Origin of the sequence: Hydrosulfovibrio ferrireducens (assembly GCF_046883345.1) — a bacterium.
Taxonomy (GTDB): Bacteria; Desulfobacterota; Desulfobulbia; order Desulfobulbales; family Desulfurivibrionaceae; genus Thiovibrio; species Thiovibrio ferrireducens.
In genome coordinates, this window is record NZ_JALKCW010000015.1 from 42478 (window position 1) to 65398 (window position 22921).

A 22921-nucleotide genomic window follows, 5' to 3' on the forward strand; every position below is an offset into this window, starting at 1 on the left:
TTCAGCCATCCAGCTCCATAATTTTCAACTTCCGCAGTTCCGCCAGGCTGAAGACCGGGCCGTCCACGCAGGCCAGCTTGCCGTCCATGTGGCAGTGACGGCAGATGCCCACCCCGCATTTCATGTGGCGCTCCATGGTGGTGAGCACCTGATGGTCGCTAAAGCCCATGTTGGTCAGTTTGCCAAGCACCGCCCGAAACATCAGAGGCGGGCCGCAGATCAGGGCCGTGCTTTTGTCCAGCTTGAGGGCGAGATCATCCAATAAAGCAGTGACCAGCCCCACCGATCCGTCCCATCCGGGTTCGGCCGCATCCACGGTGAGGCGGCAATCCACCCCCTGATTGTGCCACTGGGCAAGATCGGGCTGAAAGGCGATGTCCGAGGGGGTGCGGCTGCCGTAAAGCACGGTGAGCGCGCCGAAACGGTCCGGCTGGTCAAGGCAGGAGTTGACCACCGCCCGCAAGGGCGCCAAGCCGATACCGCCTGCCACAAAAAGGAGATCCCTCCCTGCAAGCTGTTCCATGGGAAATGGCCGTCCGTAGGGGCCGCGCAACCCGATGGTGTCGCCGACCCGCAACCCGTGCATGGCTGTGGTGAGCTTTCCCGCCTTTCTGACGCTGAGGTGGATATTCCCCGGCCGGGTGGGGGTGGAGGAGATCGAGATGGGCGCCTCCCCGCAATGGGGCATGGAGACCAGCATGAACTGGCCGGGCTGGTAGCGGAAGGCGTCGTTGTACCGGCGGTCGCTGAAGGCCAGGACAAAGGTGGCGATCTGGGAGTTCTCGATCTCGATCTGTTCCACCCTGGCCTGCCTGGGCAGGTAGATATCGGCAATGGGCTGCGGCATGGCGTGGTTCCGGTTTGGGTTGATGGTTACAGGCTGCCCTGGCAGACGCGCTCCACAAAGCGGACGATGTCGGTGCCGCCGAAGCAGATGGACACGCAGCGGCCGCACCCCACGCAGCTTGGCCGGCCGTTGAGGCGCACGTCGTCGCGGAGCTTGTGGGTGAAACGCTGGCGGATGGCCGCGGTTTTGGCTTGCACCGGGTTGTGGTCACCGGCCATGGAGGTGAAGCCGGCAAAGGTGCAGGCGTCCCAGCTTCGCAACCGCTGGCCGCTGGCCGCATCGAGCGGCTGGTCGCTGATGGTGAAGCAGGTGCAGGTGGGGCAGAGGTAGGCGCAGCCGCCGCAATCCTGGCAGCGCAGGGACAATTCTTGCCAGATCTTCTCTTCCACCGTGTCCGCTTCCAGTTGCCGGATGGCCTGTTCCACATGCACTTGGCGGCTGAAGCGGCCGCGCGCTTCGAGAAAAGCCTGGTAATGGGCGGCGCGGTCTTTGTCTGCGGAGGGGGAGAAAAACCCCTGCCAGCGCTCGATCAGGGCCTGGCCAGGAGCCCGACCGGTTTCCACCAGGAAGCGGTCGCCCAGGTCGGTGAGCTGCAGGTCGCTGCCCATCTCCAGAAAAGGGCCGGAACCGGTGGCGTTGCAGAAGCAGTTCGGGGAAGGGGAGTTGCAGTTGACCCCGATCAGCACCGAGCCGTGGCGGCGGCGCAGGTAGAAGGGGTCGCGCTGGCGGCGGGAGAACACCACATCCATGTAGAGCACCGCGGAAAGGTCGCAGGGATGCACGCCAAAGTAGATGGTGGGCGGAATGGTTGCCTGAACCGGGTGGAAATCGTACCCTTCCGGAGTAACGGTATAGGTGGAGAGTTGCTCCTGCTGGGGCAGGAAGAATTGCTTGAGCGAGTTCTGCGGCGGTTCGCTCAGCTCGATCTCCGCCGCGTCCAGGTCGTCGATCACGGTGAACAGCACGTCGCCATGACGGTTGCGCACCGGCGCCACCAAGCGGTACTCCTTGGCCAGCTTGCGCAGGAACCCCTTGAGGTGGTCTTTTTTGAGAAGGTGGCTGTCGGTGGCGGCTGTGTGGACCATGGGTAATCCCTTTTCTCTTCTCTGTGTTACGGGGCTGATTTTTTGTTGGCATCGCAACAACAGCCCTTCGACAGGCTCAGGGCGAACGGACATTGTCTTAACGTCTCCTGATTAGCGCTAATCTTCCGTAAATTCCCTCGCCCTTGAGGGAGAGGGTTAGGGAGAGGGTGGAAAGCCACCGTTTACCCCCTCACCCCGGCCCTCTCCCCGACTGAAGCGGGGGAGAGGGAGATTTCGCATGGCTCTCCGTATGTACAAATTACGTCTGCGGGAGATTAGCGCTAATCAGATAATGTATTGGTATTCCGTTCGTGCTGAGCTTGTCGAAGCACCTGTTTGAAGCAAATTCTGAATTGTTACGAGTCCACCATTTTCTCCACCCGCACCGCGCACACCTTGTACTCCGGGCAGCGCGAGCCGGTGTCAAAGGCATCGTTGGTGAGCTGGTTGATGGGCGCCTCGTGGAAATGGAAGGTGGTGTAGACCATGCCGCAGGCCACCTGGCCGGTGATGGACGCGGCCAGGGTGATCTCGCCCCGCCGGGAGAGCAGCCGCACCGTTTCGCCCTGGCGCAGGCCAAGGGCCTTGGCATCCTCCGGGTTGATCTGGAGCACCGCGTGATCGCATTCCCGGCTCAGCCGTTCGCTTTTGCGGGTCATGGTGCCGGTGTGGTACTGGTGATACATGCGGCCGGTCATCAACAGCAAGGGATATTCCGGGTCGGGCAACTCTCCGGGCGGGGTGTGGCTGGCAGGCATGAAGTGGCCCCGTCCCCGGGTAAAGTAGTACTTGTGCAAAAAAGGAGTGCCCGGATGGTCGCGGTCCCAGCAGGGCCATTGCAACCCCCAGCCCCGCTCCAGCCGGTCGTGGTACATGCCGCCGTAGATGGGGGAGAGCAGGGCGATCTCCTCCATTACCTCCGCGCTTGTCTCATATTCCATTGGATAGCCCAAGCGGCCGGAGAGCGCCATGATGATCTCGCTGTCGGCCCGGCACTCGCCCGGCGGCGGCACTGCCTGGCGCACCATCTGCACCCTGCGTTCCGAGTTGGTGAAGCTGCCGGTTTTCTCGGCAAAGCAGGCGGCCGGGAAGACCACCTGGGCGAGTTGCGCCGTCTCGGTGAGGAAGATATCGCTCACCGCCAAGAAATCCAGGGTGCGCAGGGTTTCCTCCACCTTGGTCAGGGTGGGGTCGCTGAGCATGGGATTTTCGCCCATGATGAACATGCCCCGGATCGACCCTTGCGCGCCGCCGTGGGTCATCTCCACCAGGGTCAGGCCCGGGGCCTCGGGCAGGGAAGTTCCCCAGGCCCGCTCGAACTTCTCCCGGAAATCCTCGTTGGCCACCCCCTGATAGCTGGGCAGCATGTTGGGCAGCGCCCCCATGTCGCAGGCGCCCTGCACGTTGTTCTGGCCCCGGAGCGGATCGACCCCGGTGTCTTCCTTTTCGATGTGGCCCGCCAGCATGGCCAGGTTGGCGATGGACTGCACGTTCTCGGTGCCGCAGACGTGCTGGGTGACGCCCAGGCAGTAGCAGATCACCGCCTTGCGGGCTCGGCCATAGAGCTGGGCGGCCTGGCGGATCAGGGGCAGCTCCACGCCGGTGAGCGCGGCGGTTGCTTCAAGATCAAGGCGGTTGAGCATGTCGCGCAGGGCCAGGAAGTTCTCGGTGCGCATCTCGATGAACAGGTCGTCTGCCAGCCCCTCGTCCAAAAGCACCCGCATCATGGCATTGAGCAGGGGAATGTCGGTGCCCGGGCGCAGGGCAAGGTGGAGATGGGCACATTCTGCCAGCCGGGTGCGGCGCGGGTCGATGACGATCAGCCTTGCGCCCCGGTCCACCGCCGCCAGCATCCTCCGGGCCACCTGGGGGTGGGCCTCGGTGGTGTTGGAGCCGGAAACCAGGATCACCTCCGCGTTTTCGATCTCGTTGATGGAGTTGGTCATGGCCCCGCTGCCGAAGGTGGTGGCAAGACCTGCCACGGTGGGGGCGTGTCAGAGCCGGGCGCAGTGGTCCACGTTGTTGGTAGCAAGCGCGGTGCGGGCGAATTTTTGCAGCAGGTAGTTTTCTTCGTTGGTGCACTTGGCCGAGGCCAGCACGCCGATCCTCTTGCCGCCGTGCTGGTCGCGGATGCTTCCGAGCTGCCGGGCAGTGAAATCCAGGGCTTCTTCCCAAGTTGCCGGGGCGAGCACGCCGTTCTTGCGGATCAGCGGGGTGGTGAGCCGGTCGGGATGGTTGATTGATTCATGGATGTGCCAGCCCTTGACGCAGAGATTGTCCCGGGAAACCGGGTGATGCCGGCTGGGCTGGCTGCCGCAAACCAGGCCGTCTTCCACATGCAGGTAGAGACCGCAGCCGCAGCCGCAGTAAACACAGGTGGTCAGCACATCTTGCATTACCGTTTCTCCTGTTTGGTGCAGGCCGGAACACGGAGGCGTCCGGACAGCCTGCCCCAATTGTAGCAGAGAAATAGCCTTCGATCAAAAGGGATAATCGTTGAGAAGCGCTCGCAGGGGGAGTCAGCTCGGATCCCGCGGGGAGGGGGTGTCGTCATCGCGCCGCCGCCGAAAAGACAGATGCGGGGCATGCACGCCTTCGCGCAACAGAAGGAAGCTGGTTTCCAGCAGCTCGACCCCGGTGAGCACCCCCACCGTAAGCACGGCCAAAACCACGCCGCCATGCTCATGGCCCAGGCCGATGGCCGAGCCGATGGCCGCGAGCATCCAGATCACCGCCGCCGAGGTGACACCCTGCACCAATCCTTCCTTGGCCATGATCACCCCCGCGCCGAGAAAGCCGATGCCGGTGACTACCTGGCCCACAACCCTGCTGGGGTCGGCGCCCGCAATATCCGTGGTGAGCAGAGCGCCCAGGGCGACAAAAACCTCGGTGCCCAGGCAGATGAGGATGCTGGTGCGGATACCCGCCGGTTTGCCGCGCAACTGGCGCTCCAGGCCGATGATGCCGCCGCAGATAATGGCCACGACGATGCGCTGCCAGAAGATCGGGGTGTAGGGGTCGAACACTGGCATGGGCAGAGGCTCCGTTGGGACTGTTTCAGTGAGGTTTTCCCGCAGGGGAAAGTAGTATTATTCTTATGCCAATCTATTGCTGAAATCGCAAGGTGTCAATCAGGCTCATGCTCCTGCCCCCCCCGAATGCTGAAAAGCGGATCGTCAATGGCCTCGCTGCGGCAGACCGGGCATTTGCCCGGCGGCGTCTCATCCGGTCGCGTTTGGCAAAAACGAACCCGCAGGCCCGGCACTCAGCCGGGGTTATCGCAAGTACCGCGCCTGTGGCATGCAGGCTGCGGCGGATATGTTCGAGATGGGAGGAGACCTCTTTTTCCGGGAGGTGGACAGCGGTGGAGATATCCTTGGCCGAGACCGGCCCCTCGGTGAGAAGCGCGACAATGGCCTGACGGGTCGTCTCCTGGGCAGTGCGGGGAACCATTGGCTTTCGCGGTTTGTGCTTCATGGCGCCTCGCTGGAGGTTCCGTCGATGGGGAGCCTGGCTGGAGAAGAGATTTAGGGGGTGCCTCGCAAGTCTGCCATCAGAAAAGGCCGGGGCTCCGCATTGGCAGGCTCGCTGTTGAAATTTTCTTCCAGGCCGGTTTTCAAGGTGGCCAGGAGCGCCTTGGTCGCGTCAATGAATTCCGCATCGTGGTCACGCCTGTTGATGGTGGCATGCAGAACAATCTTCTCGGGGCAGGGGGGATAGCCGGTGGTCACGGTCCAGGCCAGGGCGTTGGGGCAATCCGGCACGGAAAAACGCACCCCGCCCATGACCTCTTCCTGCCGGAGGTGAAAACGGCCCCAGTGGCGGAAGTAAATGACCCTCCCTAACTCCTCCGCTGCATCCACATCATCAATCTCTTCGCAAAAGAAGGGCAGGGTGTCTATGGAGACCTTGTTTCTGATTTCTTCCTGGGTGGTCAGGATGTTGGCGTATTCGAAAAATTCCATGATTTATTCCTTCACGACAGCACTGTTAGAAATTTTTTGTGGTCACCCAGCCACCAAACAAATAGGTTTGGTAGAAACGCAAAGGGCTGGCGAATCCCGCTGCACTCAAGAGGGCAACTAGCTCGCTCTCTGGGATGAAGTCCACATCTCTTTCGATATGGGCGCGGTCTTGAGCCATCTCTTCGGCAGAAATGCCGTGAGATGCATAAGACAGCAGCCAGGTGTGCAACAACCTGGAAAAGTCAGGAGAGCTTTTGTCACCGAAAAGATCGGCGAGGACAAGCAAGCCGCCGGGTTTGAGACTTGCAGCAATTGAACGGAAGTAAGCGAGCTTCTCTTCTCGGCCCTTGATGAAGTGGGCTACGAAGACAGAGGATGCAGCATCAAACGGGGCCGGTGATTGATACTCCTGCAACCGACCGTTAAAGAATGTGACTCGGTTTGCCATCCCAGCTTCGGACGCCCTGTTTTGACAAGCGTTGAGCATATCGGGCGAGACATCAACAGCGACAAAGCGCCAAGATGGGAAGCATTTGCCGAGGGTGACTATTTCCGCTCCGGTGCCTGCGCCTGCCGAAAGAAAAGTAGAATCTTCCGGCAACCCTTGAAGCCAGGGCACAATCATTTGGTGTAAGGCGTCGTAGTTTGGACAAAACAGACGAATCCTGCGGTCGTATTTTGCCGCAAGGCTTTCGTCAAAGTGTGATGTTACATCGAATTGTTCAGATGGCTGTGTCATGTGATGCCTAAGGGTTTTAAATAACCGGCCCGCGCTGTTTAAAGGAAAAATGGAGGACAGAGCCCGGTTTTCTGGAAAAGAGTTGATGGAAGAAATCAAAATATCGGGCTCCGTCCCCCATTTTGCCCCATGTGTACAGATGGCCAACGAGTCTGTAGAAAAACTCGATTTCAAATGGTTCGCCGAATGAGGGCGGATTTATTTTTTCGCCGCTTCCGATCTGGCTTTCCGGTTTATCTGTTCTGTTTCCAGCTTCTTTCTTGGCTGCTCCTGCCCTCCGGCTCCATTACTTTGCCAGAATCCGCTTTGTTGTCAAACAGTTTCAGCTTTTCCCTGCTGATCACGTAAAAAGTGGCCCGTATCGCGCCACTTTTTTTAGGTTATGGACGATACAGAACAGATTCCACTGGATGTTCACCTTTCTCTTGCCCCGCAAGGTGAAACGATCCAGGCCCATGATGTGGCAGATATTGGCAAAAGGCGGCTCCGCGATGGCTACACGCATGCTGTACAGGGCACGGCCTGCGGTGGAGTCGATCTTTCGCTTCATCTTTTCTGTGAATGTTTCCTTTCCCTTGGCGGACCGGCCATGGAAATAAGCCACCTGCCTGATTTTCGTCCGCTCGGGATGCCGCAGGCATTGCGTGCGGAGCTTGCAGGGTACACAAGCCGATTCCGGCCCCTTGAATTTGGTAGCCAGAAAATTTCTGACCGCGACATTGTTGCCGCTGCGGTACAACCGTTTTCCTGCCGGGCAGAGACAGTAGCTCAGATCCTCGGGGAAAACAAAATCGGCGGTTGAAAACAAGCCGCTACTTCTTCCCGCGAGTTTCGTCCGCTCTTTCCGGTGGCGCTCCCTGTACCGGTCCGCACCCGCAAAACAGGGGTCGCGTTTGCGAAAAAGGTTGTCCGCCACGTAGGCGTCCACCTCCTCGTCAGACAGCATCTTCATGTTCTCTTCCGTGTGAAATCCGCTGTCCGCCGAGAGCTTGGTTTTCGTGAAAACATCCTCATCCTTGCCGATGGCCTGAAAGTTCTCCCTGGCTCCGTCCACCATGGGCTTCAGCAGATCATGCTCCTGGGCCTCGCCGAACGCCTCGGCATGCACGATGATCTGGTGCTTGCCGTCCACGGTGGTCACCCCGTCATAGCCCTGGATCACGCCATGGGAGGTCTTCATCTTGGCGGATTCGTTGTCCGTGATATTGCTCTTCTTCGGCTTGCCGGTTTTGCCCGGTTTGTCGTCGTTGTCTTTCAACCACTCCCTGATTTTGCTGGCCCGCTTGCGCAGGGTTTCCACATACTGCTCTTCCCTGGCAACGATATCCTTGTCCGTCTGCTTCCGGTCATGTTCCCGGTGGGTGGTGATGATGTGGGCTATGGCCTTCTCCAGCTTGGCTGCTTTTTTCTCGAAATCCGCCCTGGTGCCGCTCCATTCCTTACTGGCATTCGAAGGCATCTTGCAGCCGTCGATGGCGAACATCTCCTTACCGATCAACCCCAGATCGTCGCAGACCAGCAGCACATCCCGGAACAGATGGATGATCTCCTTGTCCATGGAGGAGATGAAATCGGCAATGGTGGTGAAATGGGGCCGGGTGTCTGCGGACAGGGCCATGAAGATCACGTTTTCCCGGCAGGCCTGCTCGATCTTCCGGCTGGAGACAATGCCCCGCGAGTAGGCGTAGAGCACGATCTTCAAAAGAATCCGGGGATCGTAGGCCGTGGCGCCGGTCTGGTCGTTGCCGAAGCGGGCGTCGAACAGGGAAAGGTCAAGCTCATGATTGATGAGGTGGTCCAGGGAGTATTCGAAGGTGCCGGGCAGAATCTGCTTGGCGAAGTGAACGGGGATGAACTTGCCCTGAGCGTACGAGTAAGGTTTGTAGCGGGCCATGATGCAATATCCTTGTGCTGTAGTTAAGCGGCTTTGTTCCGGGATATTGCAGTCATTGTACAGTGCTTAGACGCATAAATAAATTCGAAATTACAATGAGTTGAGTTTTTCTACAGGCTCAACGCTTGAGTTAAGCCGCGCCGCGAAGCGGCGTCGGCTTGGACGAATTGTTAGGCCCTAGCCAACGCACTACGAAATAGTTCCATGATGTCCTCATGAGGACTGGCCTCGATTTCTTCCTTCATGCTCAATACAAAGCGCATAAGCTCATCCGTGTCACTCGAAGAGGGCTTTACACCATAAGGCTCCCGCGGCTCGAAGACTTCAGCCGCATGCCTAAAGAACACCCGTAAAGCCTGCATTATGAGTTCGGGTGCCAAGGGGTGAATTCTTCCGTAACTCTCGTAGCCCTTGTTTGCCCCTTTTTCGCGCTCCGAATGATGGAACCCAATGTTGGAGCGAATGATGGACATAGGGGTGCGGATTTCCTCCCATTCCGCAATGGCGAGTGCAGCTGCCGCTTTTCCATCCTGCGGGAGGTGCGGCACGACGCTTTTGGATATCTCTGTGAAGTTGACCCCGCTTGGGTCAAAGAGGCTATAGATAAATGAGTAGTAGGTTATAAGCAGGGTGTGGGTCACCTGAAAGCGCACTACCTCATTGATGCATGTTTTGTCCGGGCCTACCGCAACTTCGTGGTTGTTAAACGCGTGGTACGCAGTAGAGACCTCGATTGCGCGACCGAAGCGATGGCGCAGCATTGCAAGATCTTCGGATTCGATTGGGACGTTCATCTAGGGCCTAACATATTTATTATCGAGCTAGCTCGAGTTGCAACTTTCCATCCATTATTTCGCTAAAAAAATGGCCAGAAAATGGCATTTTGGGGGCCATTAATTGCTTAAATGGCTAGATAGCACCCCCGGAGAGGGGTGTTATCTAGCTGGGTGGATATTTCTGGCTAAAAATAGTCGGGTGTTATCTGCCACCCTGATAATCTCGCGGACCACGGTTCAGCTAGTCCTCGGGAACAATGGCCGTGACGAATCCGTTCGCTTCTTACTGCTCCAGATTAGACACAATATCCGGAATAGCCTGCCTCATTACATCCTGCATGGTGCTGCGGAGCATGGTCTCTGCCAACCGGTCGCGGTCCTTGATGGAGAGGTCGCTGCCCTTTGCCTCGTAGTGCAGCTTGCGCACCGGTACGCCGTTCTTCAGCACCGTGAGGGAAACGCTGACAGTACAGACGGCGTCGAGCTGGGGTATCTTGGAGACTTGGTCAATATTCACCCTGGCCTCGGTGATTTCCACCACCTTGTTGGAGAGGGCTGGGGCTTGTTTCGCCGGGATCACCTGATAGCCGGTTTGGCCAAGCTCGCGCTGCAAGGCGCTCTGCACCAAGCCGGCAGGGGAAACGCCGCTCCACAGGGTATCGATCCGCACGCCATGGGAATCCTTGGTGTTGCCGATGGCCCAGGCCCCGGATGCCGTTGGCGGCTGCAGCTCGGGGTTGACCACATAGAGGTCGCCGCCCCCGAAGCGGGTGGTGGTTATGGGATCGTAGCGCAGAACAATCTGGCGGGTGTAGGTGGTGCAGCCTCCGAGGACAAGCAGGGCCATAAGGCCAAAGGCCAGCAGGTTGCGACGGCGGGTGGTGAAATGTTTCATGGGGTTCTCCTTGGATTGGATTCGTATTCGTTGTGCCGGGTTTGGTCCGGCAGTGCGTAATTTTATGTTAGATGCTCGTTTTGCTATTAATTCCCCCGCCCCTCGGAGTCTACGCTTACCTGCGGGAGGGGGGTTAGGGGGGCGGGGGTACTTGCCAGACCTGACGCTATCGGCAGCTTCACCCACCCCTTGGTCCCCTCCCGTCAGGTAAGCGCAGACTCCGAGGGAGGGGAGGAAAATTCAGGATGCGAAGGGGTTATTTGGGGAACTGGTGCAATCGGTGCTTCGACAGGCTCAGCACGAGCGGAAATTTAATACGTTATAAAGATATCTCCGTTCGCCCTGAGCCCTTCGACAAACTCAGGAGAGCCCTGTCGAAGGGGGGCTTTTGACACCGCCTTCGTTATCACTGCTTTCTTCATCGGAATGTTATGCCCAACGGGGTGGGGAAGTCAATGGGAAAAACCTGAAAGGGCAAGGAAGGGCAGGGGGCTATTCTTCCTCGTCGTCCGCCTCTGCGGCAAGCTGGCCGCAGGCAGCGGAGATATCCCCGCCTCTGGATTCGCGGATCAGAGCAGTGATGCCGGAGTTGCGCAGGGTTTGCTGGAACAGCTCCACCCGGTCTCTGGGCGGGCTTTGGTAGGGGAAGGTTTTGTTCTCGTTGTAGGGCAAGAGGTTGACCTTGCAACTCAATTTGTGCAGCTTTTTGATCAGCAGCTTGGCGTGGCGCACGGAATCGTTGAGATCCTTGATCATGATGTACTCGATCATGACTTTGCGGCGGCTGGGCAGGGGGTAGGCGCGGCAAGCGGCCAATAGATCGTCCACCGGGTAGGTCTTGTTGATGGGCATGAGCTGGGTGCGGGTTTCGTCGTCCGCTGCGTGCAGGGAGATGGCGAGATTGACCGTCACCGCCTCGCCCAATTCTTTGAGCTTGGGAATGATGCCGCAGGTGGAGACCGTGATCCTTCGGCTGGAAAAATCAAGGCCGGTCTGCTCCATGAGGATGTTGAGGGCGTCGATCAGGTTGTCGAAGTTGGCCAGGGGCTCGCCCATGCCCATGAAGACCAGGTTGTTGATCCGGTTTTTGCCCTGGGCTTGGACAATCTCGGTGATGGCCTGAACCTGGCCTACAATCTCGGCTCCGCTCAGGTTGCGGACAAAGCCCATGGTGCCTGTAAGGCAGAAGTTGCAGCCCATGGCGCAGCCCACCTGGGAGGAGACGCACAGGGTCAAGCGATCCCCCTCGGGGATGAGCACGGATTCGATGACCGCCCCGTCTGCCAAGCGAAAGCCGTACTTGACGCTGCCGTCCTGGGAGCGCTCCTCCATGGCCGGGGAGAGGCGGGTGATCGTGGCGATCTGGGCAAGCTTGGCGCGGACCTCCTTGGAGATGTCGGTCATCTGCGAAAATTCGCTGATCCCGGTGCGGTAGAGCCAGGCAAAGATCTGCTGGGCACGGAATGTCGGCCAACCCTGGGCCTTGACCCAATCGCGCATCTGGGCCAGGGTGAGGTTTTTCAGTTCGATTGTGTCCATTACAGGGCTCGCAGGTATTCGGGTTTGAGTCGGGTCTGCCCGGCCAGGGCTTGATCGATGGCCGCCAGCACCGGTTCTTTGTCCCGGGGCATCCTGGCGTTGATCGCCAGGTAATTGGAGGCGTGGTTGCTCTGGAGCTGGCCCTTTTTCAGGTCCAGATGCTCCACCATGGTGCGCAGCTCGGCCAGCAGGGAGTGTTGATCCGGCAGCTCGAATTTCCCCGCTTGTTCAAGCTGATAGAGCGGGGTGTTTTCCAGCAGCATCAGGGTGAGAATGCCGGTCTGGTTGGGCTCCATGGCCGAGAGCACCTGGCCGGTGGCCTTGGCATGTTCCTGGGAGAGTGCACCGCCTGCGATGCCGAGGAGAGCCGTGACCGAGAGGAAAAGATTGGCCGCCTTCACCCGCTGGCCCGCCTCGATCATCTGCGCGGCGTTGGCGCCCTTGTCGATGGCAACAAGGACCGGATCAAAGCCGCTTTCCAGCCCCATGTACACCCGGTGCAGACCGAGCCCTTTCAGTTCCAGGAGCTGATCCACGCTTTTGTTGCGGATGGCCCTGGCATTGCCGTAAAGACTGACCCGGTTCACCCAGGGCAGCTTGTGCTTGATCTTGGTGAGCAGCTCCACCAACCGAGATTGACTCAGGGCCAATACATCGCCATCGGCCAGGAAAACCCGGGATTGCCGGAGGCAATATTTGGCGGCAAAATCAAGATCCGCATCAACGATGGTCTGGTCCTTGATGCGGAAGCGCTCTTCCTTATAGGTGCCGCAGAAGGTGCACCGGTTGTGGGAGCAGCCCACCGTCACCTGGAGGATGATGCTGTCCGCCTCGCTGGGCGGGCGGATGATGTGGGCGCCTTCGTAATGCATAGGAATTATTAGCCATGTGTCAATTATCGGCAGCAGTGCCGATAAATCCACGAAACTCACGAAAAAGAGAGGGGCGATGTGTTGTGTATTCGCCGCTGATTGTACCGTTAACTTCGCAGGGTTCGGTTAGTTTTTTTGCATTAGACCTCCCCTCCCTTGACGGGAGGGGATTGAGGGGTGGGTGAAGTTGCAAGGGCATCGCACTCGGCATGTTCCCCCTCACCCTAGCCCTCTCCCGCAAGGGGAGAGGGGACTTTCTTGCACTCTGCGATTTTCCAGGCGGACAATGCTGACTTTGCTGACTTTTCGTGTCTTTCGTGGATTTATCGGCACTGCTGCCGATAATTGACACGTGGCAAAAAAATATCAGATGTTCTTTTTCTCGAATTCCTTCATGAAACCAACCAGCGCCTCGACCCCGGCCTTGGGGAAGGCGTTGTAGATCGACGCCCTGCAGCCGCCCACGGAGCGGTGCCCCTTGAGGCCGTCCAATCCCTTGGCCGTGGCCTCCTTGATGAACTGGGCCTCCAGCTCCGGGGTGGGCAGGTTGAAGGTGATGTTCATGTTGGAGCGCGAACCTGCTTTAGCGTGGCCGCGATAGAAATCAGTCGCGTCGATGGCGTTGTACAGGATAGCTGCCTTCTCCTGGTTGATCTTCTCCATGGCTGCGACGCCGCCCAGTTTCTTGAGCCATTTCAGGACCAAGCCCACCACGTAGATGGAAAAGCAGGGGGGGGTGTTGAACATGGAGCCGTTGTCCGCGTGGGTCTTGTACTTGAGCATGGTGGGCAGGGTTTCCGGCGCGCGGTCCAGCAGATCCTCGCGGATGATGACCACCGTTACCCCGGCAGGGCCCATGTTCTTCTGGGCTCCGGCATAGACGATACCGAAGGGGGTGATGTCGAACTCGCGGGAGAGGATGTCCGAGGACATGTCTGCAATCAGCATCTTCTCGCTCTTGGGCATGGTGGGGAACTGGGTGCCGTAGATGGTGTTGTTGGTCACGAAATAGAGGTATTCCGACGCCGGATCAACGGTATAGTCGCTATCCTTGGGCACGTGGTTGAAGGTGGATTCCTCGCTGGAATAGGCGACCTGCACCTTGCCGAACAGCTTGGCCTCCTTGATCGCCTTCTTGGCCCAGACCCCGGTGTTGAGGTAGGTGGCTGTCTTGCCCTCGGCCAGCAGGTTCATGGGGATCATGGCGAACTGCATGGAGGCGCCGCCCTGGAGGAACAACACCTTGTAGTTGGCCGGAATTTTCATCAACTCACGCAGGTTCGCCTCGCACTCGTCCACCACGGCGATGAAATCCTTGGAGCGGTGGCTCATCTCGATGAGGCCCATGCCTTTGTTGTTGAAGTTTACAATGTCCTTGGCGGCCTGGATGAGAACCTCCTCGGGGAGGGTGGACGGTCCGGCGCTGAAGTTGTAAATTCTCTCGGGCATGATCTTCTCCTTTGTTGGATATATTGGTATATAGATGTTTTGTTTCGTTGAAGGGGACGCAACAATTCGGAATTTGTTATAAAACAGGTGCTTCGACAGGCTCAGCACGAACGGAAGCTAATGCATTAAGATAATCCGTTCGCCCTGAGCCTGTCGAAGGGCCGTTGCTGGTTTGTTATGCGTTGATAATGCTGGTTTTTTCGGACCGGAGTTCCCTGCCGTCCGGTTGAATTGCAAACTTGTATTTGTACCGGAAACCAGCTCGAAGAACAATTCTTTTCTTTGCTCATATAAGGATACGTTGCCCCCCATGGATCGGCCTGCCATCGAAGCGCTGCTTACCGAACCCGTGCTCGTTCTCATCGGCCCCACGGCCGTGGGCAAGACTGCGCTCTCCCTCGCCCTGGCCGAGCGGTTTTCCTGCGAGATCGTGGGTCTGGATTCCATGCAGATCTACCGGCATATGGATATCGGCACTGCCAAGGCCACACCAGAGGAACGCGTCCGGGTGCCCCATCACCTCCTCGATGTGGTTGATCCCGATGAAGAATACCATGTGGCCCGCTATGTGGCGGACGCCGCCGAGGCGTGTCGTCAGATCATCGCCCGGGGCAATCGTCCCCTGTTGGTTGGCGGCACGGGTCTATATCTTAAGGGTTTACTTGAAGGGCTGTTTGAGATTCCTCCGGTGCCGGAGACGATACGGGCCTCCCTGAACCAGCGCTTGGCGGAAGAGGGCAGGGCACTGCTTTTTGCGGAACTCTCCCAGTGCGATCCGGAATCCGCCGAACGCATCCATCCCAACGACACCCATCGGCTGTTGCGGGCCCTGGAGATCTTCCAGGCCACCGGCCGCACCTGGAGCGAGCATCTCCGCGAGCAAAAGGTGCAGCCCGCCTTGAGCAATGTCTTGCAGCTTGGCTTGTTGTGCGAACGGACCGTGCTCTACGAGCGGATCAACCTGCGGGTGGAACAGATGATTGGAGAGGGGTTGCTGGGGGAGGTGGAAAAATTGCTGGCCATGGGGTATGATCCGGGCTTGAAAGCCATGCAATCCATCGGCTACCGGCACATGGTCCAGTTTCTCAAGGGGGAGTGGGACTGGGAAGAAACCCTTTTTCTGCTGGCCCGGGATACCCGGCGCTATGCCAAGCGGCAGATGACCTGGTTTGGCAACGGTCCCGATATCCATTGGTTCGCGCTCTCCGAGACGGAGGCGATTTTTAACTGTGTTGAGGGTTTTCTTATGCATTCGTTGTCTCCCCCTTTAGCAAAGGGGGACTGAGGGGGATTTAAAATCGCCGGAATTTAACGGTCCCGTTCGTAAAATCCCCCCTCGCCCCCCTTTGCTAAAGGGGGGAATAAAAAATACTGTCCGGAGTACAAGGAACGTGAGCATCCCATGAACATCCCCAATCTTCTCACCATCGGCAGGATTCTGCTGGTCCCCCTTTTGGTCATCTTTCTTCTGGACGGCAGGGAGATGGCAGCCTTCTGGGTTTTTGTAGTGGCCGGGGTTACCGATGCCCTGGACGGCTTCCTGGCCAGGGTGCTGAAACAGAAAACCGAATTCGGCGCGTTCATCGATCCCATTGCCGACAAGCTGCTGCTGATCACCTCGTACATAACCCTGGCTGTTCTGGGTATTTTGCCGAAATGGCTGGCTGTGGTCGTGGTGAGCAGGGATGTGATCATCTGCGGGGGCATCGGCATCCTCATGCTCTACAACCGCGACTTCAAGATCAAACCGTCCCTGGTCAGCAAGGTGACCACCTTCCTGCAACTGCTCACCGTGGTTTTTTATCTTGGCCACGACTTTTTGCAGCCCATTTTCCCCATGGGCATCTATCTGTTGTATCCCACCGCTGGTTTCACCATCCTCTCCGGGGTGCATTACATCGTCAGAGGCTTAGATATTCTTGGCGATCCAGAAGCCGCTACGCAACGCCAGGAAGACGAATAGTTTTCTTAAGAGATCCCCTTCGACAGGCTCAGGGCGAACGGTGGAGACTCTCTGGAAGAGAAAAATACCGTTCATGCTGAGCCTGTCGAAGCATTGTTTTTCAGGTGGTATTATATTTCATTTATTTTCAAGCCAATACGCACAAAACATAAAGTAAAACATGAGGAATATTCTTTGTCCAGAATGGAGAAAATCTGGGAGGTAGCGCCTGTTGACCACGCCCGGGTGGACCTTTTGGCAGCGGAACTTGGCCTGCCCAGACCGCTGGCCGCGATGCTTTTGAGCAGGGGGGTGGAAAACCGGGAACAGGCGGAACGGTTTTTTTCGCCTTCCCTGGCCGATCTGCCTTCGCCCTTTCTCATGAAGGGAATGACCGAGGCGGTGGATGGTGTTTTGCAGGCGCTGGCCCGGCAGGCACCGGTGATTGTCTATGGCGACTACGATGTTGACGGCACCACCGGGGCGGCCCTTCTTTTTCTGTTTCTTGAAAAGATCGGATTTTCAGAAAGATACGTATGCCAACCGCATCGATTACATGAGGGTTACGGGCTGCATCTTGAGGCGATCAGGCGCATTGTGCCCGCTGGGGTGTTGGAGCGGGCGCCCCTGGTAATTACCGTTGATTGCGGGATTTCCAGCCGGATGCAGGTCCGGCAGTTGCAGGAGTTGGGATGCAAGGTCATTGTCACGGACCATCATCAAGCGCCCGAGGAGCTGCCCCAGGCCGAGGCGGTGTTGAATCCATGGCAAAAAGGGTGCGGGTTTCCGGAAAAGCATCTGGCCGGGGTCGGGGTTGCTTTGTATCTGGCCATGGGGATCAGGAAAGCGCTGCATGAACAGGGGACCTATGGGGCTGGGGCGGAGATGCCCAACCTCAAGGGATTTCTTGACCTGGTAGCCGTTGGCACTGTTGCTGATATGGTCGAAATTACAGGTATAAACAGAATATTAGTTAAGGCTGGACTTGAGGTTTTGTCCGGCTCTGTGCGACCCGGGCTTGCGGAACTCTGTAAAGTGTCAGGCATTGGAGAATCCGGGGTGAGCTGCGAGGATATCGGCTATCGCTTGGGACCCCGTCTCAATGCGGCCGGGAGGATGGGGGATGCGGGACGGGCTCTGGAGTTGCTGGTGACGGAGGATATTGGGCGCGCCAGGGAGCTGGCCCAGGAACTGAACAGCGAAAACGAGCTGCGGAAATCCGTGCTTGAAGCCATGTGCCAGGAGGGAGAGGTCCAGGCCCAATCCGCTGTGCAGGCTGGGAAAAATGGCCTGATTATTGTTGGGGAGGGCTGGCACCCAGGGGTGATCGGAATCGGTGCGGCCAGGATGGTTGAGAAGTTCAACCGGCCCACGCTCTTTTTTACCTTGAAGGATGGTATGGCCAAGGGTTCCGGAAGATCGGTGCCAGGCGTGAACTTGCACGGGATACTTCAGGAAAAGCATGAGCTTTTTAGTGCTTTTGGCGGGCATGAAGCGGCCGTGGGGCTGACCCTGCCGGTGGAGAATCTCGCCAAGCTGGAAGCGCATTTTCAGGAACGGCTCAACGAGATCGTCACCGAGACAATGCTGGCGCCCAAGGTTGGCATTGCCTGGCATGACAAGGACGGCGGGATCTTTGACCCGGCATTCTTGCGGGGCTATGAAAGGATGGCGCCGTTTGGCATGGGCAATCCGGAGCCGGTTTTCAGCGCCCAGGGTATCCCGGAGAAACCCCGTGAGGTTGGCGTCAATCATCTGAAGTTCTCCGCACGATTCAACGGCGCGATTCTCAGCGGGATCGGTTTCGGGATGGCCGGAGATTTTCAGAGTCTTTTGGAAAGCGGTCAACCGTTAAACGTGGCCTTCAGACTTCGCCGTAACACCTACCGCGAGACAACCACCTGGCAGGTGGAAGCGGTGGATTTTAAGCAGATATCCGTTTGATTTTATTTATTTTTATTTAACTACACATAATATACATTATGCGACGTTGTGTATTAAGACGGAACTTGAGGCCGCTGCAGCCCCCCTTTCACGAGCAATTTTTTGTATTTCTTGGTAAAGAAATCTCGGGATAAATATAGCGGCGCATCCTTCGACAGGCTCAGGATGAACGGTAGTCATTTTTATAATTGATTAGCTTTTTTCCGTTCGTGGTGAGCCTGTCGAACCATAGAGTTTTTGCGCTCCGCGTTACTTTATAATTCTTAATGGAGATGGTCATGAATCGTGATATCTATCAGGAGCCTCTGGTCAGCCGCTACACCAGCCGCGAGATGCAGGAGCTTTTTTCCGAACGCACCAAGTTTGAAACCTGGCGCCGCTGCTGGATCGCCCTGGCCGAGGCCCAGCATGAGATGGGTCTTTCCGATATCGTTACCAGCGCGATGCTCGATGAACTGCGGGCCCATGCCACGGATATCGATTTTGAGGTGGCCTCGGCCAAGGAAAAGGAGATCCGCCATGATGTCATGGCCCATGTCTATGCCTATGGTCTCAAGTGCCCCACTGCCGAACCGATTATCCATCTCGGCGCAACTTCGCAATTTGTCGGGTGCAACACCGATTTGCTTCTCCAGAAAAAAGGTTTGCAGCTCATTAAGAAGGGCTTGGTGAATGTCATTGCCAACCTGGCGGCCTTTTCTCGCCAGCACAAGGGCTTGGCAACCCTGGGCTACACCCATTATCAGCCTGCCCAGCCCACCACGGTTGGCAAGCGTAACACCCTGTATATTCAGGATCTTCTCATGGATCTCGACTACCTTGAGCACCTGGAAGCGCAGATCAAGGCGCGGGGCGCTAAGGGTACGGTCGGCACCCAGGCCACCTTTATCGAACTCTTTAAGGGAGACCACGATAAGGTGCGCAAGATGGATGAGCTTGTCGCTGCAAAGCTTGGATTTACCGATGTTTTTGCGGTTACCGGCCAGACCTATACCCGTAAGCTCGACATGAAGACCATCGAGACCCTGGCCGGCATCGGCGCCACGGCCCACAAGTTTGCCGTGGACCTGCGCTTGCTCAGTAACCTCAAGGTCCAGGAAGAGCCCTTTGAAAAGAATCAGGTCGGCAGCTCGGCCATGGCCTACAAGCGCAACCCCATGCGTTCCGAAAGAATGACCGGCTTGGCGAGAAAGCTCATGGGCTTGGTAGGCAATTTCGGCGCAACCTACGCCAATCAATGGTTTGAGCGCACCCTGGACGATTCGGCCATCCGCCGCATGGATATTCCCCAGGCCTTTTTGCTCACCGACGCAATCCTGAAGTTGTTTCTCAATGTTTCCAGTGGAATGGTTGTTTATCCGAAACAAATTGCGCGCCATTTGGCTCAGGAGCTCCCCTTCATGGCCACGGAGAAGATTCTCATGGCCTGCGTGGAGAAAGGAAAGAGCCGTCAGGAGATGCACGAGGTGGTCAAGGTGCATTCCGTTGCCGCCGGCAAGGTGGTGAAGGAAGAAGGTCTGGCCAACGATCTGCTCACCCGGCTTGCCAATGATCCGGCTGTCCCCTTCAATGTGCAGGAGCTGCAAGAGCTGGTCGGAGACGGCAGCGAGTTTGTCGGCCGGGCCCCGCAGCAGACCGATGAATTCCTCGATGAGGTGGTTATGCCCCGGCTTGCCCAATATAAGGATATCCTGGGCGGGGTTGATTCCGCTTTGTCCGTGTGATGAATGCTATGGCACGTTCCCTGGCCAGTTGCCGTATTCGCATTGACCCGGAACAGATATATTTCCTGAAATTTATTCTCGAGGCCTATGATAATCTAACCATCATGTCCACCGTGGACCGGATCGAGGGGGTTATGGAGTTGAAGTATCCCCCGGAGTTGGAACAGGATGTGAAAGGGGTGCTGCAGAGTATGGCCCAGCGGCTTAAGCTGGAAGAGTTGTAACGGTTGATAGTCTCACAACAAAGGTCGTCACCCCGGCGAAGGCCGGGGTCCAGCTTTTTCGTCATGTCCGAATGCTTGAGTCGGACATCCACTCCTTGGATTCCCGCCTTCGCGGGAATGACGGAACGGAGCGGCTTTTGTTTCCTTACAAGTCCAATATTATCTAAGGTAAAACATTAAGCATGCCCCAGCTTCTTTACATAGAAACCTTTGGCTGCCAGATGAATGAGCGTGATTCCGAGATCATGGCCCAGCTTCTTGGCGAGCATTCCTATGTCCTGACCAACAAGCCCGAACAGGCCGATGTGGTGGTGGTCAACACCTGTAGTATCCGCGGCAAGGCCGCGCACAAGGCGTATAGCTGCTTTGGCCGCTACAAGAAGCTCAAGGAAAAGCATCACGACTTCATCCTGGCCGTGACCGGTTGCGTGGCCCAACAGGATGGCGCGGTCCTGCTGGAGCGGATGCCCTATATCGATATCGTCATGGGCCCGCAGGCCATCTACACCCTGCCCTCCCTGGTTGCCGCAGCCCGTCGCGAGAAAAAGCCCCAGGTGGCCACCGATCTTTCCGCCGATTTTGTCATCCCCCCTTTTCTCCCCAACCTGGCAGAGGGCCCTGCGCATAAACGGTTTATCACCATCATGCAGGGATGCGATAATTTCTGTACCTACTGCGTAGTACCCTACACCAGGGGCCGCGAGATCAGCCGGAGTTTTGGTGATATTCTGGCCGAGGCAACCCATCTTGTGAGCCAGGGGGTCAAGGAGATCACCCTCATCGGCCAGAACGTCAATTCCTACGGCAAAAAGGGGGATGCTGCGCAGCACAAAAGTTTTCCCGAACTATTGCGGGCGGTGGCCGGTATTGACGGCCTGAAAAGGCTCCGGTTCACCACCTCCCATCCCAAGGATCTTTCCGAGGATTTGATGCGCTGTTTTGCCGAAATTCCCGTGCTCTGCCCGCATTTTCACCTGCCGGTGCAGTCCGGCTCAAACAGTATCCTCAAGCAAATGAACCGCAAATACACCATCGAAGCATATCTCGACAAGGTGGCCAGGCTGCGGGAATACCGGCCGGACATCGCCCTGACCACCGATATCATCGTGGGTTTCCCTGGGGAAACGGACGAGGACTTTGCAGCCACCATGCAGGTGGTGGAGACGGTGCGATACCACGGCGCCTATTCCTTCAAGTACTCCGACCGGCCCAATGCCAAGGCCGCTGATTTTCCCGACAAGGTCGCGGAAGCGGTCAAGACCGAGCGGCTGGCCCGCTTGCAGGCGCGGCAGGAGGAGATTGCCCTGGAACTCAAGCAGGCGGTTATCGGGAAAACGGTGGAGGTCATGGTGGAAGGGGCAAGCAAGGCTCCGGCCAATCAATGGAGCGGCCGGACCGGTGGGAATCAGATTGTGAATTTTTCCTGCGAGGCCGAGCTGGTGCCTGGGCAGTTGCTCATGGTTGAGATTGAGAGTGCTTGCCAGAACTCCTTGCGGGGGAAAATGATTTAGGGCGCGAATGTCAGGAAATATTCTGGCAATGCTTGTGTTATGATGTAGATAATTTCAGCCTGTATTGCGGTAAGGAAAATGTCGGGTTTCGCTTTGCTCTACCCGACCTACCAGCTATGCCCCACATCCGAAACAAAACCAGTAGGTCGGGTAGAGCAAAGCGAAACCCGACACGTTAACGCTTAGCGCAGAAGGCAAATCATGCAATACCGGCGGTCAAGGGCAAAAGGCGCGGCTTTTTTCTTTACCGTCGTGACCCACGGACGGCGAAGATTTCTCTGTGATGAGACGAATATCAAGCTGATCAGAGAAGCTTTTCAACATGTTGTCACTCGCCACCCCTTTACCGTAGATGCTTTTGTGCTGTTGCCCGATCATCTCCATTGTATTTGGACCTTGCCGGAAAACGATTCCGATTTCTCGATGCGGTGGCGGCAGATAAAGAGTTATTTCAGCAGGAAATGCCGTGATAAATTCAAGGGTGGTCAAGCGGATGCCCTTCTTAGCACAGGCAAACAGGCCATCTGGCAGCACCGTTTTTGGGAACATCAAATCAGGGATGAAACTGACTTTGTCAGCCACGTTGAATATATTCATTACAACCCGGTGAAACATGGCTTGGCAACTTCGCCCAAAGCTTGGCCGCATTCCACTTTCCATCGTTTTGTGACGCAGGGTATTTATCCTGGCGATTGGGGCGAGGATAAAGCAATTGGTTTCGATACGAATATTGGAAATGAGTAAGGAAATGTCGGGTTTCGCTTTGCTCTACCCGACCTACTCTATTGCATCAGTTCGTGGCAAAAATAATCGTGGTTAAAAAATGGAGACCCCCCATGATCGACTTGCATACTCATTCCCTGTTCAGCGACGGTGAACTCGTCCCGGCCGAGCATTTGCGGAGGGTGGAAATCCTCGGCTATTCCGCCATTGCCATCACCGATCACGCCGACTCCTCCAACCTGGATTTCATCATCCCCCGCATCGTGCAGGCGGCGGCTGATTTGAATAAATACTCCACAACCCAACTCCTGCCCGGCATCGAACTGACCCATGTGCCGCCGGAGCAGTTTGCGGAACTCACCCGCCGGGCGCGGCAGCTTGGGGCAAAGATCGTGGTCGGCCACGGGGAAACCCCGGTGGAGCCGGTGCGGCCTGGCACCAACCGGGCCGCCCTTGAGGCTGGCGTGGATGTTTTGGCCCACCCCGGATTTATCACCTTGGCAGAGGCGCAGCTTGCCGCGGAAAAGGGTATCCTTATTGAGCTTTCCGGCCGCAGGGGGCACTCGCTTACCAACGGGCATGTGGCCAAGATGGCTCTGGCCGCAGGCGCGGGTCTGGCGGTGAACGCCGACGCCCATGGGCCCGGCGACTTTCTCACCGCGAAAATGGCGGAAACCGTGGCTCTGGGAGCGGGTCTTTCCCCGGAGGACTACCTCCGGCTTCGGGCAGACATGGCGGCGCTGGTTGCCAAGGTGGCAGGCTGATCCGCCGCCAAACATTTGCGACATCGAC

The 22921-nt window shown here is 57.4% G+C and carries 21 protein-coding genes; 8 read left to right on the forward strand and 13 right to left on the reverse strand.

Annotated features, from left to right (window positions below; all coding sequences use genetic code 11):
* Position 1 precedes the first annotated feature (1 nt).
* The 13 genes from MWR57_RS07295 to serC form a co-directional block, all read right to left on the reverse strand.
* Positions 2–847 carry an FAD/NAD(P)-binding protein gene (locus tag MWR57_RS07295; protein ID WP_423124142.1) on the reverse strand — a complete coding sequence of 282 codons (846 nt, stop codon included), beginning with the start codon at positions 845–847 and terminating at the stop codon, positions 2–4.
* Positions 848–873: 26 nt separating this feature from the next.
* Entirely contained in the window at positions 874–1932 is a 1059-nt protein-coding gene (locus MWR57_RS07300; RefSeq protein ID WP_423124143.1) for a 4Fe-4S dicluster domain-containing protein, read from the reverse strand.
* A 356-nt stretch (positions 1933–2288) separates the two neighbouring features.
* Complete coding sequence (fdhF, locus tag MWR57_RS07305) at positions 2289–4328, reverse strand: formate dehydrogenase subunit alpha (protein ID WP_423124144.1); 2040 nt, start codon at positions 4326–4328, stop codon at positions 2289–2291.
* 123 nt (positions 4329–4451) lie between these two features.
* Positions 4452–4964, reverse strand: coding sequence for an MgtC/SapB family protein (locus MWR57_RS07310; RefSeq protein ID WP_423124145.1), 513 nt, complete (start codon positions 4962–4964; stop codon positions 4452–4454).
* A gap of 73 nt (positions 4965–5037) precedes the next feature.
* Entirely contained in the window at positions 5038–5385 is a 348-nt protein-coding gene (locus tag MWR57_RS07315) for a hypothetical protein (RefSeq protein WP_423124146.1), read from the reverse strand.
* A gap of 74 nt (positions 5386–5459) precedes the next feature.
* Positions 5460–5897: a hypothetical protein gene (locus MWR57_RS07320; protein ID WP_423124147.1), complete on the reverse strand. Its 438-nt coding sequence runs from the start codon at positions 5895–5897 to the stop codon at positions 5460–5462.
* 25 nt (positions 5898–5922) lie between these two features.
* A complete protein-coding gene (locus MWR57_RS07325) occupies positions 5923–6810 on the reverse strand; it encodes an SAM-dependent methyltransferase (RefSeq protein ID WP_423124148.1) in 888 nt (295 codons plus the stop codon).
* 166 nt (positions 6811–6976) lie between these two features.
* Complete coding sequence (locus MWR57_RS07330) at positions 6977–8530, reverse strand: transposase (protein ID WP_423124149.1); 1554 nt, start codon at positions 8528–8530, stop codon at positions 6977–6979.
* Positions 8531–8700: 170 nt separating this feature from the next.
* Complete coding sequence (locus tag MWR57_RS07335) at positions 8701–9324, reverse strand: hypothetical protein (RefSeq protein ID WP_423124150.1); 624 nt, start codon at positions 9322–9324, stop codon at positions 8701–8703.
* Between the two features lie 265 nt (positions 9325–9589).
* On the reverse strand, positions 9590–10201 hold the full coding sequence (locus tag MWR57_RS07340) for a hypothetical protein (RefSeq protein WP_423124151.1): 612 nt from the start codon (positions 10199–10201) through the stop codon (positions 9590–9592).
* A 492-nt stretch (positions 10202–10693) separates the two neighbouring features.
* A complete protein-coding gene (gene rlmN / locus MWR57_RS07345; RefSeq protein WP_423124152.1) occupies positions 10694–11740 on the reverse strand; it encodes a dual-specificity RNA methyltransferase RlmN in 1047 nt (348 codons plus the stop codon).
* Positions 11740–12612, reverse strand: coding sequence for a radical SAM protein (locus MWR57_RS07350; protein ID WP_423124153.1), 873 nt, complete (start codon positions 12610–12612; stop codon positions 11740–11742). The genes rlmN and MWR57_RS07350 overlap by 1 nt, the downstream gene beginning before the upstream one ends.
* Positions 12613–12978: 366 nt before the next feature.
* The gene (gene serC, locus MWR57_RS07355; RefSeq protein ID WP_423124154.1) at positions 12979–14061 is read right to left on the reverse strand and encodes a 3-phosphoserine/phosphohydroxythreonine transaminase; all 1083 of its coding nucleotides are present in this window, start codon (positions 14059–14061) and stop codon (positions 12979–12981) included.
* 310 nt (positions 14062–14371) lie between these two features.
* Between serC and miaA the strand changes: the two genes are divergently transcribed.
* From miaA to MWR57_RS07395, 8 genes are all read left to right on the forward strand, one after another.
* Complete coding sequence (gene miaA / locus MWR57_RS07360) at positions 14372–15346, forward strand: tRNA (adenosine(37)-N6)-dimethylallyltransferase MiaA (RefSeq protein ID WP_423124155.1); 975 nt, start codon at positions 14372–14374, stop codon at positions 15344–15346.
* A gap of 117 nt (positions 15347–15463) precedes the next feature.
* Positions 15464–16024, forward strand: a complete 561-nt coding sequence (pgsA, locus tag MWR57_RS07365; protein WP_423124156.1) for a CDP-diacylglycerol--glycerol-3-phosphate 3-phosphatidyltransferase — start codon at positions 15464–15466, stop codon at positions 16022–16024.
* Between the two features lie 183 nt (positions 16025–16207).
* On the forward strand, positions 16208–17947 hold the full coding sequence (gene recJ, locus MWR57_RS07370; protein ID WP_423124157.1) for a single-stranded-DNA-specific exonuclease RecJ: 1740 nt from the start codon (positions 16208–16210) through the stop codon (positions 17945–17947).
* Between the two features lie 278 nt (positions 17948–18225).
* A complete protein-coding gene (gene purB, locus MWR57_RS07375) occupies positions 18226–19671 on the forward strand; it encodes an adenylosuccinate lyase (protein ID WP_423124158.1) in 1446 nt (481 codons plus the stop codon).
* Positions 19672–19679: 8 nt separating this feature from the next.
* Positions 19680–19895, forward strand: a complete 216-nt coding sequence (locus MWR57_RS07380) for a DUF4911 domain-containing protein (RefSeq protein ID WP_423124159.1) — start codon at positions 19680–19682, stop codon at positions 19893–19895.
* A gap of 182 nt (positions 19896–20077) precedes the next feature.
* Positions 20078–21406, forward strand: coding sequence for a tRNA (N6-isopentenyl adenosine(37)-C2)-methylthiotransferase MiaB (gene miaB / locus MWR57_RS07385; RefSeq protein ID WP_423124160.1), 1329 nt, complete (start codon positions 20078–20080; stop codon positions 21404–21406).
* Between the two features lie 201 nt (positions 21407–21607).
* The gene (locus MWR57_RS07390) at positions 21608–22150 is read left to right on the forward strand and encodes an REP-associated tyrosine transposase (RefSeq protein WP_423124161.1); all 543 of its coding nucleotides are present in this window, start codon (positions 21608–21610) and stop codon (positions 22148–22150) included.
* Positions 22151–22242: 92 nt separating this feature from the next.
* Positions 22243–22893, forward strand: coding sequence for a histidinol phosphate phosphatase domain-containing protein (locus tag MWR57_RS07395; protein WP_423124162.1), 651 nt, complete (start codon positions 22243–22245; stop codon positions 22891–22893).
* Positions 22894–22921 lie beyond the last annotated feature (28 nt).